This is a genomic window from Mycobacterium persicum, assembly GCF_002086915.1.
GTDB classification, from domain to species: Bacteria; Actinomycetota; Actinomycetes; order Mycobacteriales; family Mycobacteriaceae; genus Mycobacterium; species Mycobacterium persicum.
Map to the genome: position 1 here is coordinate 5108018 of NZ_MWQA01000001.1, position 13430 is coordinate 5121447.

The following is a 13430-nucleotide window of genomic DNA, read 5'->3' on the forward strand; positions in this document are numbered from 1 at the left end:
GACGCTGAGCGCAGGATGGATGCGGCCAGCGCAGTCTCGGCGGCCCGGCGGACCCGATAAAGCCGTCATCGGGGCAGCCTTCGGGCATCAAGAGCGCCGAACAGACCGTCGGCGCGGTTCCAGCCATCGGCCAGCCGCTGCGCGTTGTCGCGCCTGCCAGAAGCCAGCGCCCCGGCGATCTCTCGGGTCGCATGGGCGTGCAGATGCGCGCGATACCGGGCATAGTCGGCGGCCGAGTCCTTGCTCACCATGAACGGCCAGTCGCTGGAGACGGTCAGCAGCGTCTCGCGCAGGATCTGATCGGCGACATGATCGCGGGGGATCGGCCCGTCCAGCGATGCCGTCTGCGCCAAAGCCTTGTCGACGGTGGTCAACGCGGTGTCGACGACTTCGGAGTTGAGCTGGACCAGGTCGGCCACCTTCTCGCCGTTCCACACCTGCCAGTCTTTGCCGGAACCCCAAGAGCTGGGCGGTAATTCGACCGGGTCGCCGACGAACCCGTCATCGAGCGCGTCGAGCAGCGTGCCGACTCGCACCCCGGCGGCCGGCAACGCCCGCAACACCCGCGCCAGCCATGTCGGCCCCTCATACCACCAATGGCCGAACAATTCGGTGTCGAAGGCGGCGATGACGTGGGCGGGCCGCCCGATCCGCTCCGACTCGGCGATCAGCCGCCCGCGCACCAGGTCGACGAAGTCGGCGACATGAACGTCGACCGCACGATCGGCCCGCTCGGGGTCATAGGGCGCCTTGGCCTCCGAGGGCACATTGCGGCCGGTGACTCGGGCCGGCTTGAGACCCGTCAGATGGTCGTAGGTGTGGAAATCGCGGTAGGCCGCGTGTCCGGGGTAACCGGATTTCGGCGACCACACCCGATAGCTGACCTGCAGGTCACGCCCGAACGCCACCACGTCGGTGTCGCCGACCGGCCGGCCCAGCGCGGTGTCCCCGTGCAGCGACGGCCCGTCCACCATGAAGTGGCTGACTCCCGCGGCGGCGTAGTCGTGCTCCAGGCCCGGGGCGTAGGCGCATTCGGGCGCCCAGATTCCGGTCGGGCGTGCCGCCATCCGCAAGCACGCGTCGGCCAAGCCTTCGCGTAACGCGAACTCGCGCAGCCGGGGATTCAGCAATGGCTGGAAGGGATGCGCCAGCGGCCCGCCGAGCAGCTCCACCGCGTCGGCGTCGATCAAGCCGCGCAGCAGCGGACTGCCGCCGTGACGCCACAGCGTCGCGAAGTGCTCAAGTGCTTGGTCCGCCTCGATGCACTCGCGAATACCGAACGGCCGCAATGCTTCCGGCGTGCATGATTGATAGTGCGCCGATTTCGAGCGCGGCGCGCCCCGCACGCTGGTGGCTTCGGTGGCGCGCAAGCGCCAGTTGGCCAGCCAGTGGTGCATCCCGCTCAGGCAATAGGGGTCGTCGAGCTGGGCGTTGACCACCGGGGTCATGCCCAGAGTGATCAAGCCCCTGCGGTCTTCGCCGGCCAACTCCCGCAGCACCCGAAACAACGGCAGGTAGGCGGCCGACCAGGATTGGTAGAGCCACTCCTCGCCGACCGGCCACCGGCCGTGGTGGGCCAGCCAGGGCAGGTGGGTGTGCAACACCAGGGTGAACATTCCGGGCACCCGGCTTGCGGGTGCGTTCACGGCCGCACCGCGATTGCGATCAGGTCCAGGCTGTCGTGAATGTCGCGGCTGTCGTCCTGGTTCACCATGTCGAAGTCGTCCGTGGTGACCGCCGCGACGTCAGCGGCCAGCTCGGCGGGCCACGGCGCGTCGGCGACCGCCCGCTCGATCTGGGCGTCGATGATCGAACCGCCGTGGCGGGCGTCCATGTCGCGCAACCGCGGCCCATGAAACAACCCGTACATGGCCACCTCGGTGAAGCCCTCGTTGACCAGCAACTCGGTGAGTTCGTCGGCGTTGAGCTCGCGGGTGTGGAAGGGGTTGATCGGGGTGTCGCGACCGGGGGAGAAGGTGATCCGATTCGGGGTGGACATCATCAACAGGCCCGACGGGCGCAGCACCCGGGCGCACTCCCGAACGAAACCGCTCTGGTCCCAGAGATGCTCGATGACCTGGAAGTTGACCACGACGTCCACCGACGCGTCAGGCAGCGGCAGCTCTGCCAGGTTGGCCTGCATCACGTCGACCCGGGGATAGCGGCTGCGAACATGTGCCACGGCGGCCTCGTCGTAGTCGATCGCGACCACCCGACGGGCCACAGTGGCGATCAGGTCGGCGCCGTAGCCCTCGCCGCACCCGGCTTCCAGCACGTCACGGCCCGCGCAGCGGGGCGCCAGCCGCTGATAGACGACCTCGTGGCGGCGGAACCAGTAGTTCTCGACGTCCAGGTCGGGGATGGTCCGTTCACCCGTCAAGGTGAGCACCGTCGGGGTCGTCGGAGAGACCGCCGGCGGGGAGTCGGTCGGGGTGTTTCGGGGAAGGCCGGGGACGAATGCGCTCATTGCTAAGGCAGGCTAACCCGTAGCGCCCGATTCGCGAACCGCGCACCGGCTAGCGGCGGCCCGGCAAGGATGCGGCAGGTGCCGACCAGCGAGCCGAGGGGCCCCGTTTGCCGGGGTGACCGGGCAATCCGGCAAGTACGACCCGCTATGGTGTGGGGGCAGACCGCAAAAAGTTACCGCCTAGTAACATGCCTGTGCGGTTGCGAAACCGCGTGACCGAGTCCGGCTGACGAGCGCTGCCGGACGCCTTCGAGGAGGACGAGCCACACTCATGACAAACATCGTGGTCCTGATCAAGCAGGTCCCGGATACCTGGTCGGAGCGCAAGCTGACCGAGGGTGACTGGACGCTCGACCGTGAGGCCGCCGATGCGGTCCTGGACGAGATCAACGAGCGCGCTGTGGAAGAGGCGCTGCAGATCCGGGAGCGGGAGGCAGCCGACGGCGTCGAAGGGTCGGTGACGGTGCTGACCGCGGGCCCCGAGCGTGCCACCGAGGCGATTCGCAAGGCGTTGTCCATGGGTGCCGATAAGGCCGTGCACCTCAAGGACGACGGGATGCACGGCTCCGATGTCATCCAGACCGGGTGGGCGCTGGCGCGTGCCCTGGGCACCATTGAAGGCACCGAGCTGGTGATTGCGGGCAACGAGTCCACCGACGGCGTGGGCGGCGCCGTGCCGGCCATCATCGCCGAGTACCTGGGCCTGCCGCAGCTCACCCATCTGCGCAAGCTGTCGGTCGAGGGCGGCAAAGTTGTCGGTGAGCGCGAGACCGATGACGGTGTGTTCACCCTCGAGGCCACCCTGCCGGCGGTGGTCAGCGTCAACGAGAAGATCAACGAGCCACGCTTCCCGTCCTTCAAAGGCATCATGGCCGCCAAGAAGAAAGAGGTCACCGTGCTGACTCTGGCCGAGATCGGTGTCGAGGCCGACGAGGTGGGGCTGGCCAATGCCGGGACCGCGGTGTTGTCCTCGACGCCCAAGCCGCCGAAAACGGCCGGTGAGAAGGTCGCCGACGAGGGCGAGGGTGGCAACCAGATCCTGCAGTATTTGGTCGGCCAGAAAATCATCTAAACCAGCGCTATTCCGAGACGAGAGCGATATAACCCATGGCTGAAGTACTGGTGCTCGTTGAGCACGCTGAAGGTGCGCTGAAAAAAGTCACCTCCGAATTGATCACCGCCGCCCGGGCGCTGGGCGAGCCGGCGGCCGTCGTGGTCGGCGCCCCGGGCACCGCCGCGCCGCTGGTCGACGGACTGAAGGCGGCCGGTGCCGCCAAGATCTACGTCGCCGAATCAGATGTCGTCGACCACTACCTGATCACGCCGTATGTCGACGTGCTCGCGGCGCTGGCCGAGTCCTCGGCCCCGGCCGCCGTGCTGGTGGCCGCCACCGCCGACGGCAAGGAGATCGCCGGCCGGCTCGCCGCCCGGATCGGGTCCGGCCTGCTCGTCGACGTGGTGGACGTCCGAGAGGGTGCAGTGGGCGTCCACAGCATCTTCGGTGGCGCGTTCACCGTCGAGGCGCAGGCCAACGGCGATACCCCGGTGATCTCCGTGCGCGCCGGCGCCATCGAGGCGCAGCCGGCCGACGGCGCGGGTGAGCAGGTCAGCGTGGAAGTGCCGGCTCCCGCCGAGAACGCGACCAAGATCACCTCCCGCCAGCCCGCGGTGGCCGGTGACCGGCCGGAGTTGACCGAGGCCACCGTCGTGGTGTCGGGTGGCCGCGGTGTTGGCAGCGCAGAGAACTTCAGCGTGGTCGAGGCGCTGGCCGACTCGCTCGGTGGCGCCGTCGGCGCATCCCGTGCCGCCGTCGACTCCGGCTACTACCCGGGCCAGTTCCAGGTCGGTCAGACCGGCAAGACGGTGTCGCCGCAGCTCTACATCGCGCTGGGCATCTCCGGAGCGATCCAGCACCGCGCGGGCATGCAGACCTCCAAGACCATCGTCGCGGTCAACAAGGATGAGGAGGCGCCGATCTTCGAGATCGCCGACTACGGCGTGGTCGGCGACTTGTTCAAGGTCGCTCCGCAGCTGACCGAGGCGATCAAGGCCCGCAAGGGTTAGCAACCCGCCGGGTCTTGGCGATCCCGGCGCAAGCGGACGATCGCAAAGTGCCTTAGATGGTCCGCAACCGCCGCACGCGGCCGGCGATCACCCGCCGGGAAACCGCGGCATTGGGAGCCATGCTTTCGAATGCGTGCGGACAACCTGGATACACATGCAATTCGGTTGGCACGCCGGCCACCGCCAGGCGGCGCGCGTAGGCGACGTCCTCGTCCCGGAAGATGTCGAGGTCACCCACGTCGATGTAGGTGGGCGGCAGCTGCTTAACATCGCTCACCCGCGCCGGAGCCGCATAAGAACTGACGTCATCGGTGCCGGCGCTCTGGCCCAGTAGGGCCTGCCAGCCGGTGATGTTGTCGTCGTAGGTCCAGGTAACGAACGGCACCAGTTCGGGGTCGGGCAGGCAGGTGCGATCGTCGAGCATCGGATAGATCAACAGCTGCTGGGCGATTGCGGGGCCCCCGCGATCGCGAGCCATCAGGCACACCGCGGCGGCCAGCCCGCCGCCGGCGCTGTCGCCCATCACGGCCACCCGGGCCGGATCGATGCCCAATTCGTCGACGTGGCCGTGCAGCCATTCCAAGGCGGCAAAGCAGTCGTGCACCGGGACGGGGTGCGAAACCTCCGGTGCGGTGCGATAGTCGACGAGCAACATCGGCACACCGGAGTCGGCGACGTAGCGTCGCGCGAGCCAGTCGTAGAGGCCGCCCAGTTCGCGCATGCCGAAAATCATTCCGCCGCCATGCAAATAGAGCACGGCACTGCCGGGTGGGGGCTCCGTCGTCGCGCGGTACCAGTGCAACGTCAGTGTCGCACCGTCGTCGGTGGCTACCGCGTGGTGCTGCACCTCCACACCAGCTATCGGCGGGCGGGTGGCCATGAGCTGATCGACGGTGCGCTTGCTGTTGGCCCTCCGGGTCGCCACATCGCCTACCGGCGGCGGCTCGGACTCGGCCCCGCCCGCTTTCAGCAACGCCAGCTCGGCGAGCACTTCCTGGTCGATCTGCAGGCCCACGGCGGTCAGGTGCGAACCGGGTCGATGGTGATCCGGGCGCCTGGGGAGCCGTACCGCGAGGCGTCCAGCGTGCCGTCGATCATGACGCGACTTCCTGCTTGAGGGGCGACGACGTCCGCTTGGCGAGACCGTCGAGCTGGCCTGCGTCCCGCCACGCCGTGAGGATGTCGGTGTATTCCGTTGGGCTGCCGAAGAAAAAGCTGTCCTGCCGCAATCTGGCGCTCACCTGGCCCTCGCGGTTGTAATAGCCCGGGGTGCACGCCTCCCGCCGTCCGGCGATCACGGTCGAGCGCTGCACCACCGCGTCCACCCAGGCTTGTTCGGCTTCGGCGGTCGCCTCCACCTCGGTAACATCGTGCTGCAGCGCCCACGCGATCACCCAGGCGACCTGCTGGGACTGAGTGTCGATCAGGTACGGAAAGTTCACGGTAAAGCCGGACTGGGCAATGCTTTCGATGAAGCAGTTCGGAAAGCCGTGCACGTGCAGGCCGTGGAAGGTGCGGATACCGTCGGCCCACTTGGCGGTCAACGTCAGGCCGTCGCGACCGATCACCTCGAAGCCGGTTCGCTGGGAATACTCGGTTCCGACCTCGAACCCGGTGGCGAAAATCAAACAGTCGAGCGGGTATTCGACGCCCTCGGCGATGACACCGTGCTCGGCGATTTGTTCGACACCCTTCCCGTGGGTATCGACCAGGGTGACGTTGTCGCGGTTGAAGGCTTGCAGGTACTCGTCATGGAAGCAGGGCCGCTTGCAGAAATACCCGTACCAGGGTTTGAGCGCCTCGGCGGTGGCGGGATCGGTGACGATCGAGTCGATACGTGCCCGGATCTCTTCCATTTTCGCGAAATCGGCCAGCTCCAACGGTGATGCCTGGCCGGGCCCCGCGGACGCGTTGTGGCGCACGATGGGCAGGTTCTTGGTCAGGCTGGTCCACGCGTCGTCGACCAGGTCCTCGTCGCATTCGCCTCCGGCGGTGAGGATTTGGAAGTTCTCGATGCGACGCCGCTGCCAGCCCGGCTGCAACGAGTCCGCCCAGTCCGCGTCGGTCGGCCGATTGGCCCGCACGTCCACCGTTGACGGGGTGCGTTGGAAGACGAACAGCCGCTGCGCGGCCTCAGCCAGACGGGGCACGCATTGGATCGCCGTCGCGCCGGTGCCGATAATGCCCACCCGCTTGTCGGAGAGCCTCTCGAGATTTTTACCGGTGTAGGTGTAATCCCACCGGCTGGTGTGAAATGCGTGGCCGCCGAAGGTTGTTATGCCGTCGATGCCGGGTAGCTTCGGTTTCTGCAGGTATCCGTTTGCCATCGCCACGAACCGGGCGCGGATCGTGTCATGCCGGTTGGTGGCGATTATCCAGCGGTAATCGCTTGGATCCCAACGGATCTCGGTGACTTCGGTGCTCAGTCGGGCGTTGCGGTAGAGGTCGTAGTGCTCGGCGATGTGCCGGCAGTGGGCGAAGATTTCGGCTCCCTTGACGTACTTCTCAGTCGGGACGTAACCGAGCTCCTCGAGCAGCGGCAGGTAGATATAGGACTCGACGTCACAAGCGATGCCGGGGTAGCGATTCCAGTACCAGGTGCCGCCGACGTCGGCCGCCTTGTCGATGAGCCGGATATCGTCCACGCCGAGTTGTCGGCACCGCGCACCGATGAGCAGTCCGCCGAAACCGGCGCCGATGATCGCCACGTCGGTCGTTTCGGTGATCGGATCGCGGGAGAAGTCGGGATCAGCCCACGGGTCGTCGCCGAAACGGGCGAATGCGCCCGCGACTTCCACATATTGGCGTATCCCGTCCGGTCGCAGGCGCTTGTCGCGTTCCTGTTGGTATTTGGCGCGCAGCGCATCGGGGTCGAATCCGTTCCCGGCGAACTCACTCATGATCGACCTCTCCGCTGTCTTGGGTGTCTTGGGGTTCTGCGGCCAGCCCGCGGCGTACCAATCGCAGATAGGCGTCGACGACTTCTGCCTCCCGGCCCGCGTCGGTGACCAGGTCCTCGAGGAACCGGTGGGCCCCGACCAAAAAGTGTGCCTGCGCGGCGATCTCGACGTCGTTCATCGCCCGCACCGAGCCGGCCGCGATGCCGTCGCGCAGCCGCGCCGAAATCAGCTCGACCCAGGCGTCGATGCCTTGGCGATACAACTCGGGCTCGAGAAACCTGATCTCGTCGACCAACCGGATATGCCCGGGGTTGCTGCGCACGTAGTCGACATAGGCCAGCAAGCCGGTGCGGTGACGTTCGAAGAAATCACCGCCGTGCTGCGCGGGTTGCTCTTCGAAGGCGGCCAGCCGCGCAAAGAAATCCGACACGAGCTTGCGCATCGTCGCCCGCAACAGCTCGGCGCGCGAACCGAAGTGGTAGTGCAGGTTTCCCACCGCGGTGTTGGCCCGTGCGGCGATTCCGGTGACCGATGCGCGGTGCAGTCCGCGTTCACTGGCCTCGGCCAGCGCGGCGTCCAAAATCGAGGCGCGCGTCCGGTGACGTTTTGCGTATCCGGGAACGTGAGCCATGGCACAAGATACTGGATCAATTTTCAAAATTCGGCAAGGATTCGGTGCTGCGACATGTTGTCACCTGACGTGCACCGGCCCGTCACAGCGTCGATGCCGATTAGCTGACCGGCTACGCCACGTTGGTGCCATGAGTATCGCTTCTGTCCTCATACCCAGCGACAAGCCGAACGATCCGGCGACCGGATCATCCTCGGGACCACGCTATTCCCTGTTGCTGACTACCGACGACGCCCTGATCGAGGCCGCGCAACGACTTCGATACGACGTCTTCAGCAGCACGCCCGGGTTCGCGGTGCCGTCGGCCATCGATCACCGCGACGTCGACCGGTTCGACGAGTACTGCGACCACCTGCTGGTCCGCGACGACGACACCGGTGAGCTGGTCGGCTGCTACCGGATGTTGCCGCCGGCGGGTGCCATCGCCGCGGGAGGACTGTACACCGCCACCGAATTCGACGTCCGCGCATTCGACCCGCTGCGGCCGTCGTTGGTCGAGATGGGCCGCGCGGCGGTGCGCGACGGTCACCGCAACGGCGCGGTGGTGCTGCTGATGTGGGCGGGCATCCTGGCCTACCTGGACCGCTGCGACTACGACTACGTGACCGGCTGCGTGTCGGTGCCCGTCGATGCGGGCCCGAAGAGTCCGGAAGGTCACCCACCCGGAGCCCAGATCCGCGGGGTGCGCGACTTCGTCCGGGTCCGGCACGCGGCGCAGTACCGGGTGTACCCATACCGGCCGGTGCGCATCGCGGGCAGCGGCCTGGACGACATTGCCCCGCCGCGGCGTCCGACGGTCCCGCCGCTGATGCGGGGCTACCTGCGGCTGGGCGCGAGGGTATGCGGCGAGCCCGCGCACGACCCGGCCTTCGGAGTCGGCGATTTCTGCGTGTTGCTGGACAAGCGTCACGCCGACACCCGTTACCTGAAGCGGCTGCGATCGGCGGCGGCGGCCTCAGAGATGGCCGGCGGGGCGCGCTGATGAACACTGCCGGGCACTGCTGGCTGCCTCGCGCATCATGTGATGTCAGCTGCGTGGGCCAGGGCGACACCGCCAGTCTTGCGCGGCTGCGGGTGGCACTGCGCTTGACGCTCGCGCTGCTGTTGGCGCCGGGCCTGCCCCTGCTCGGGGTGCCACTGCCCGGTCGCACCCACGTGCAACGCGCCTACTGCCGGTTGGTGCTGCGCTGTTTTGGCGTCCGGATCACCCTGTCGGGCAACCCGATTCGCAACCTGCGCGGCGTTCTGGTGGTCAGCAATCACATGTCGTGGCTCGACGTCTTCGCCATCGGTGCGGTATTGCCCGGGTCGTTCGTCGCCCGGGCCGACATGTTCAGCGGACCCGCGATCGGGATCCTGGCCCGCCTGCTGAAGATCATCCCGATCGAGCGGGCCAGCCTACGCCGACTGCCAGAGGTGGTCGACACCGTCGCCCGAAGGCTGCGCGCCGGTCAGATCGTCGTGGCCTTCCCGGAGGGCACTACCTGGTGTGGGCTGGCGTCGGGCAGCTTTTACCCGGCGATGTTTCAGGCCGCCGTCGACGCCGGGCGTCCGGTGCAGCCCCTATGGCTCACGTATCACCGCGTCGACGGCAGCGTGTCGACCACTCCGGCCTACGTAGGCCAGGACACGTTGGCACGGTCGGTGTGCCGGGTGCTCGCCGTGCGCCGCACGGTGACCCGGGTGCATGTCGGGTCCCTGCAATTGCCGGGTACCGATCGCCGAACCTTGGCCGCACGGTGCCGGTCTGCGGTACATGCGGGGGCACAGCTCCCGGGTCACCGGCCGGCGCTGGTGGCTCGCGGCCTTGAGCGCAACGCCTTGACCGGTTGCGGTGACACGCCGAGAACCGCGGCCACAGGGTAGGTTTGGCGAAGCGCGCCGTTCGCCGCCCAACTGTTGTCGCGGAAGGGGAAGACGTTGGCTGACAAAGTCATTGACATGTGGGCGCCGATCGTGCCGGCTGCCGAGATCATCGACGACCTGCGTGCCGGTTTTCCGTCCGAACAACTCCGGTATCTCGAAGTGTTCACCAAGACGCCACTCACCGCCGAGCAGTTCAACGCCTACGCGGAATCGCTTCGGCGAAGCGACGATGACATCCTTGCCCAGCTCGACGCCGCCGGCATCCACCAGAGTCTTATCACCGGCTTCGACGAACGCTCCACCTGCGGCGTGACGTTCGTGCACAACGAGTCAGTGGCCGCGCTCGCCGCCCGACACCCGGATCGGTTCATCCCGTTCGCCGGCGCCGACATCATGGGCGGCGCCGCGACGCTCGACGAATTCGAGCGCTGGATCACCGACCGTGGATTCCGCGGACTGAGCCTGCGGCCTTTCATGATCGGTCGACCGGCATCAGACCCCGCATACTTTCCGTACTACGCCAAGTGTGTCGAACTCGGGGTGCCGCTGAGCATCCACACGTCGGCCAACTGGACTCGGACCCGGCCCAGCGACCTCGGACACCCCCGCCACATCGACGATGTGGCGTGCCGCTTTCCCGAACTGACCATCGTGATGAGCCACGGCGGCTACCCATGGGTGCTCGAGGCATGCCTGATCACCTGGAAACATCCCAATGTGTACCTCGAACTCGCTGCGCACCGACCCAAGTACTTCGCCGCGCCCGGCGCCGGCTGGGAGGCACTGATGCGATTCGGGCAGAACACGATCCGTGACAAGGTGCTCTATGGCACCGGAGCGTTCCTGCTGAACCGTCCGCACCGGCAACTCTGCGACGAAATGCGGGCACTTCCTTTGGACCCGGGCACCCTCGAACAGTGGCTCTGGCGCAACGCCGCCCGGTTATTCGGACTATCCGAGGTCGATTGACGCTGCCGCAGTCGCCGGTCCGCCGCGGTTGCCGGTCCGCCGCGGTTGCCGGCTTCCCGAAAATTCCGGGTCTTCGGGCCCGGCCGGTATCGTGGGCCGGGTCATGGTCTACCTGGATCACGCCGCCACCACCCCGATGCACCCCGCCGCCATCGAGGCGATGACGGCCGCGCTCGGCACCGTCGGCAATGCTTCGTCGCTGCACACCACGGGGCGGACGGCGCGCCGGCGGATCGAGGAATCCCGGGAGCTGATCGCGGACAAGCTCGGCGCCCGCCCCTCGGAGGTGATCTTCACCGCCGGCGGTACCGAGAGCGACAACCTGGCCGTCAAGGGGATCTATTGGGCGCGCCGTGACGAGCAGCCGGGCCGTCGGCGCATCGTCACCTCGCGGGTGGAGCACCACGCCGTACTCGACGCGGTGGACTGGCTCGTCGAGCACGAGGGCGCCGACGTGACCTGGCTGCCTACCGCGCACGACGGCTCGGTGTCGGCATCCGCGCTGCGTGAGGTGCTGCGTAGCCATGACGACGTCGCGCTGGTGTCGGTGATGTGGGCCAACAACGAGGTCGGCACCATCATGCCGACGGCCGAACTGGCCGCCGTCGCCGCCGAGTTCGGCGTGCCCATGCACAGCGACGCGATTCAGGCCGTGGGACAGGTATCGGTCGACTTCGGTGCGAGCACATTGTCGGCGATGAGTGTGGCGGCGCACAAGTTCGGCGGTCCGCCCGGCGTCGGCGCGCTGTTGCTGCGCCGCAACGTCGCCTGTGTGCCGTTGCTGCACGGCGGGGGCCAGGAACGCGATATCCGCTCCGGCACTCCCGACGTCGCCGGAGCGGCGGGAATGGCCACCGCCGCGCAACTCGCCGTGGACGGCCTGGAGGCCAACAGCGCGCGGCTGCGGCTGCTGCGCGACCGCCTGGTCGAGGGGGTGCTCGCCGAAATCGACGACGTGTGTCTCAACGGTGCTCGCGACCCGTTGCGGCTTCCGGGCAACGCGCACTTCACCTTTGGCGGATGTGAGGGTGATGCGCTGCTGATGTTGTTGGACGCCAACGGGATCGAGTGTTCAACCGGATCGGCCTGCACAGCTGGCGTTGCGCAACCGTCGCACGTGTTGGTCGCGATGGGCGCCGATCCCGCCAGTGCTCGTGGGTCGCTGCGTCTCTCCCTGGGGCACACCAGTGTCGACGCGGATGTCGATGCGGCATTGCGGGTCCTGCCCGGTGCGGTGGCCCGCGCTCGCGGCGCCGCCCTGGCAGCCGCGGGAGCCTCGTGGTGAAGGTTCTCGCCGCGATGAGCGGCGGTGTCGACTCGTCGGTCGCCACCGCCCGCATGGTCGATGCCGGACACGACGTGGTCGGTGTGCACCTGGCGCTGTCGACGGCGCCCGGAACGCTGCGCACCGGATCGCGGGGCTGTTGCTCCAAAGAGGACGCAGCGGACGCCCGCCGGGTCGCCGATGTACTCGGAATACCGTTCTATGTCTGGGATTTCGCCGAGAAGTTCAGCGCAGACGTGATCGACGACTTCGTGTCGTCCTACGCCCGCGGCGAAACACCCAATCCCTGCGTCCGATGCAATCAGCGGATCAAGTTCTCGGCACTGCTGACCCGGGCGCTGGCGCTGGGCTTCGATGCGGTGGCCACCGGCCACTATGCCCGGCTGTCGGATGGGCGGCTGCGGCGCGCCGTCGACCGCGACAAGGACCAGTCCTATGTGCTGGCCGTGCTGACCGCGCGGCAGCTGCGCCATGCGCTGTTCCCGATCGGGGACACTCCCAAGTCGCAGATTCGGGCGGAGGCGGCCCGCCGCGGCCTGGCGGTAGCCGACAAACCCGACAGCCACGACATCTGCTTCATTCCCTCCGGCGACACCCGGGCGTTCCTCGGTGCGCGCATCGGCGTTCGCCGCGGCGTCGTCGTCGATGCGGACGGCTCCGTGCTGGCCACCCATGACGGAGTGCACGGGTTCACCATCGGCCAGCGCAAAGGCCTCGGTATTCCGGGACCCGGTCCCGATGGCCGCCCGCGCTACGTCACCGCGATCGACGCCGACACCGCGACCGTTCGCGTGGGGGACGTGTCCGAGCTCGACGTGCACGCGCTGAGCGGACGAGCGCCGGTGTTCACCGCCGGAGCCGCACCGACAGGTCCGCTCGAGTGCGCGGTGCAGGTGCGTGCCCACGGTGAAACGGTAAGTGCGACAGTCGAATTGGTTGGTGATGAGCTGATGGTGCGATTGCATGCGCCGCTGCGCGGCGTGGCCCGCGGCCAGACGGTGGTGCTCTATCGGCCGGATCCCGCCGGTGACGAGGTGCTCGGCAGCGCCACCATCACGGCAACGTCGGCGGCAAACCGCAAGCTGAACTAGGCGCCGAGCGCCGTTTCGGGTGCCGAAGAGCCGCGGGCCGCGCTCGATTTTGGCCCTAAAAGCGAAAGAGCCCCGGCGAGCGAGGTCTCAATCTAGTAACGAAGGCTTTTTATGACAGTGCAATTTGTCCTGCGACTAATTCAACACCCCAATACAA

General features: G+C 67.4%; 12 protein-coding genes. 7 read left to right on the plus strand and 5 right to left on the minus strand.

Going from position 1 to position 13430, the window contains the following annotated elements; translation table 11 throughout:
* Nucleotides 1-65: 65 nt before the first annotated feature.
* Together B4U45_RS23375 and B4U45_RS23380 are read right to left on the minus strand one after the other, a co-directional pair.
* Nucleotides 66-1646: a 1,4-alpha-glucan branching protein domain-containing protein gene (locus B4U45_RS23375; RefSeq protein WP_075545848.1), complete on the minus strand. Its 1581-nt coding sequence runs from the start codon at nucleotides 1644-1646 to the stop codon at nucleotides 66-68.
* Nucleotides 1643-2467, minus strand: coding sequence for a class I SAM-dependent methyltransferase (locus B4U45_RS23380; RefSeq protein ID WP_075545849.1), 825 nt, complete (start codon nucleotides 2465-2467; stop codon nucleotides 1643-1645). Before B4U45_RS23380 ends, B4U45_RS23375 begins: the two co-directional genes overlap by 4 nt.
* Before the next feature lie 271 nt (nucleotides 2468-2738).
* Between B4U45_RS23380 and B4U45_RS23385 the strand changes: the two genes are divergently transcribed.
* Both B4U45_RS23385 and B4U45_RS23390 read left to right on the plus strand, forming a co-directional pair.
* Nucleotides 2739-3539 carry an electron transfer flavoprotein subunit beta/FixA family protein gene (locus tag B4U45_RS23385; protein WP_075545850.1) on the plus strand — a complete coding sequence of 267 codons (801 nt, stop codon included), beginning with the start codon at nucleotides 2739-2741 and terminating at the stop codon, nucleotides 3537-3539.
* 35 nt (nucleotides 3540-3574) lie between these two features.
* Nucleotides 3575-4531 carry an electron transfer flavoprotein subunit alpha/FixB family protein gene (locus B4U45_RS23390; protein ID WP_075545851.1) on the plus strand — a complete coding sequence of 319 codons (957 nt, stop codon included), beginning with the start codon at nucleotides 3575-3577 and terminating at the stop codon, nucleotides 4529-4531.
* 52 nt (nucleotides 4532-4583) lie between these two features.
* On the opposite strand, the gene B4U45_RS23395 is transcribed toward B4U45_RS23390, so the two are convergent.
* The 3 genes from B4U45_RS23395 to B4U45_RS23405 all read right to left on the minus strand — a co-directional run bounded on the left by B4U45_RS23395 (nucleotide 4584) and on the right by B4U45_RS23405 (nucleotide 8062).
* Complete coding sequence (locus B4U45_RS23395) at nucleotides 4584-5546, minus strand: alpha/beta hydrolase (RefSeq protein ID WP_075545852.1); 963 nt, start codon at nucleotides 5544-5546, stop codon at nucleotides 4584-4586.
* Nucleotides 5547-5625: 79 nt separating this feature from the next.
* A complete protein-coding gene (locus B4U45_RS23400) occupies nucleotides 5626-7431 on the minus strand; it encodes a flavin-containing monooxygenase (protein WP_075545853.1) in 1806 nt (601 codons plus the stop codon).
* A complete protein-coding gene (locus B4U45_RS23405; protein ID WP_075545854.1) occupies nucleotides 7424-8062 on the minus strand; it encodes a TetR/AcrR family transcriptional regulator in 639 nt (212 codons plus the stop codon). The genes B4U45_RS23400 and B4U45_RS23405 overlap by 8 nt, the downstream gene beginning before the upstream one ends.
* Before the next feature lie 130 nt (nucleotides 8063-8192).
* Between B4U45_RS23405 and B4U45_RS23410 the strand changes: the two genes are divergently transcribed.
* The 5 genes from B4U45_RS23410 to mnmA all read left to right on the plus strand — a co-directional run bounded on the left by B4U45_RS23410 (nucleotide 8193) and on the right by mnmA (nucleotide 13273).
* Nucleotides 8193-9044, plus strand: a complete 852-nt coding sequence (locus B4U45_RS23410) for a GNAT family N-acetyltransferase (RefSeq protein WP_075545855.1) — start codon at nucleotides 8193-8195, stop codon at nucleotides 9042-9044.
* Entirely contained in the window at nucleotides 9044-9928 is an 885-nt protein-coding gene (locus B4U45_RS23415) for a lysophospholipid acyltransferase family protein (protein WP_082275270.1), read from the plus strand. The genes B4U45_RS23410 and B4U45_RS23415 overlap by 1 nt, the downstream gene beginning before the upstream one ends.
* Before the next feature lie 75 nt (nucleotides 9929-10003).
* On the plus strand, nucleotides 10004-10897 hold the full coding sequence (locus tag B4U45_RS23420; RefSeq protein WP_075545856.1) for an amidohydrolase family protein: 894 nt from the start codon (nucleotides 10004-10006) through the stop codon (nucleotides 10895-10897).
* 103 nt (nucleotides 10898-11000) lie between these two features.
* A complete protein-coding gene (locus tag B4U45_RS23425) occupies nucleotides 11001-12182 on the plus strand; it encodes a cysteine desulfurase family protein (RefSeq protein ID WP_075545883.1) in 1182 nt (393 codons plus the stop codon).
* A complete protein-coding gene (mnmA, locus tag B4U45_RS23430; protein WP_075545884.1) occupies nucleotides 12179-13273 on the plus strand; it encodes a tRNA 2-thiouridine(34) synthase MnmA in 1095 nt (364 codons plus the stop codon). Before B4U45_RS23425 ends, mnmA begins: the two co-directional genes overlap by 4 nt.
* The last annotated feature ends 157 nt before the right edge of the window (nucleotides 13274-13430 follow it).

Bases quoted from the DNA above. Each gene is read 5' to 3' on its own strand.
- B4U45_RS23380 (WP_075545849.1), bottom strand. From the start codon at position 2,467: ATGAGCGCATTCGTCCCCGGCCTTCCCCGAAACACCCCGACCGACTCC.
- B4U45_RS23385 (WP_075545850.1), top strand. From the start codon at position 2,739: ATGACAAACATCGTGGTCCTGATCAAGCAGGTCCCGGATACCTGGTCG.
- B4U45_RS23390 (WP_075545851.1), top strand. From the start codon at position 3,575: ATGGCTGAAGTACTGGTGCTCGTTGAGCACGCTGAAGGTGCGCTGAAA.
- B4U45_RS23400 (WP_075545853.1), bottom strand. From the start codon at position 7,431: ATGAGTGAGTTCGCCGGGAACGGATTCGACCCCGATGCGCTGCGCGCC.
- B4U45_RS23405 (WP_075545854.1), bottom strand. From the start codon at position 8,062: ATGGCTCACGTTCCCGGATACGCAAAACGTCACCGGACGCGCGCCTCG.
- B4U45_RS23410 (WP_075545855.1), top strand. From the start codon at position 8,193: ATGAGTATCGCTTCTGTCCTCATACCCAGCGACAAGCCGAACGATCCG.
- B4U45_RS23415 (WP_082275270.1), top strand. From the start codon at position 9,044: ATGAACACTGCCGGGCACTGCTGGCTGCCTCGCGCATCATGTGATGTC.
- B4U45_RS23420 (WP_075545856.1), top strand. From the start codon at position 10,004: ATGTGGGCGCCGATCGTGCCGGCTGCCGAGATCATCGACGACCTGCGT.
- B4U45_RS23425 (WP_075545883.1), top strand. From the start codon at position 11,001: ATGGTCTACCTGGATCACGCCGCCACCACCCCGATGCACCCCGCCGCC.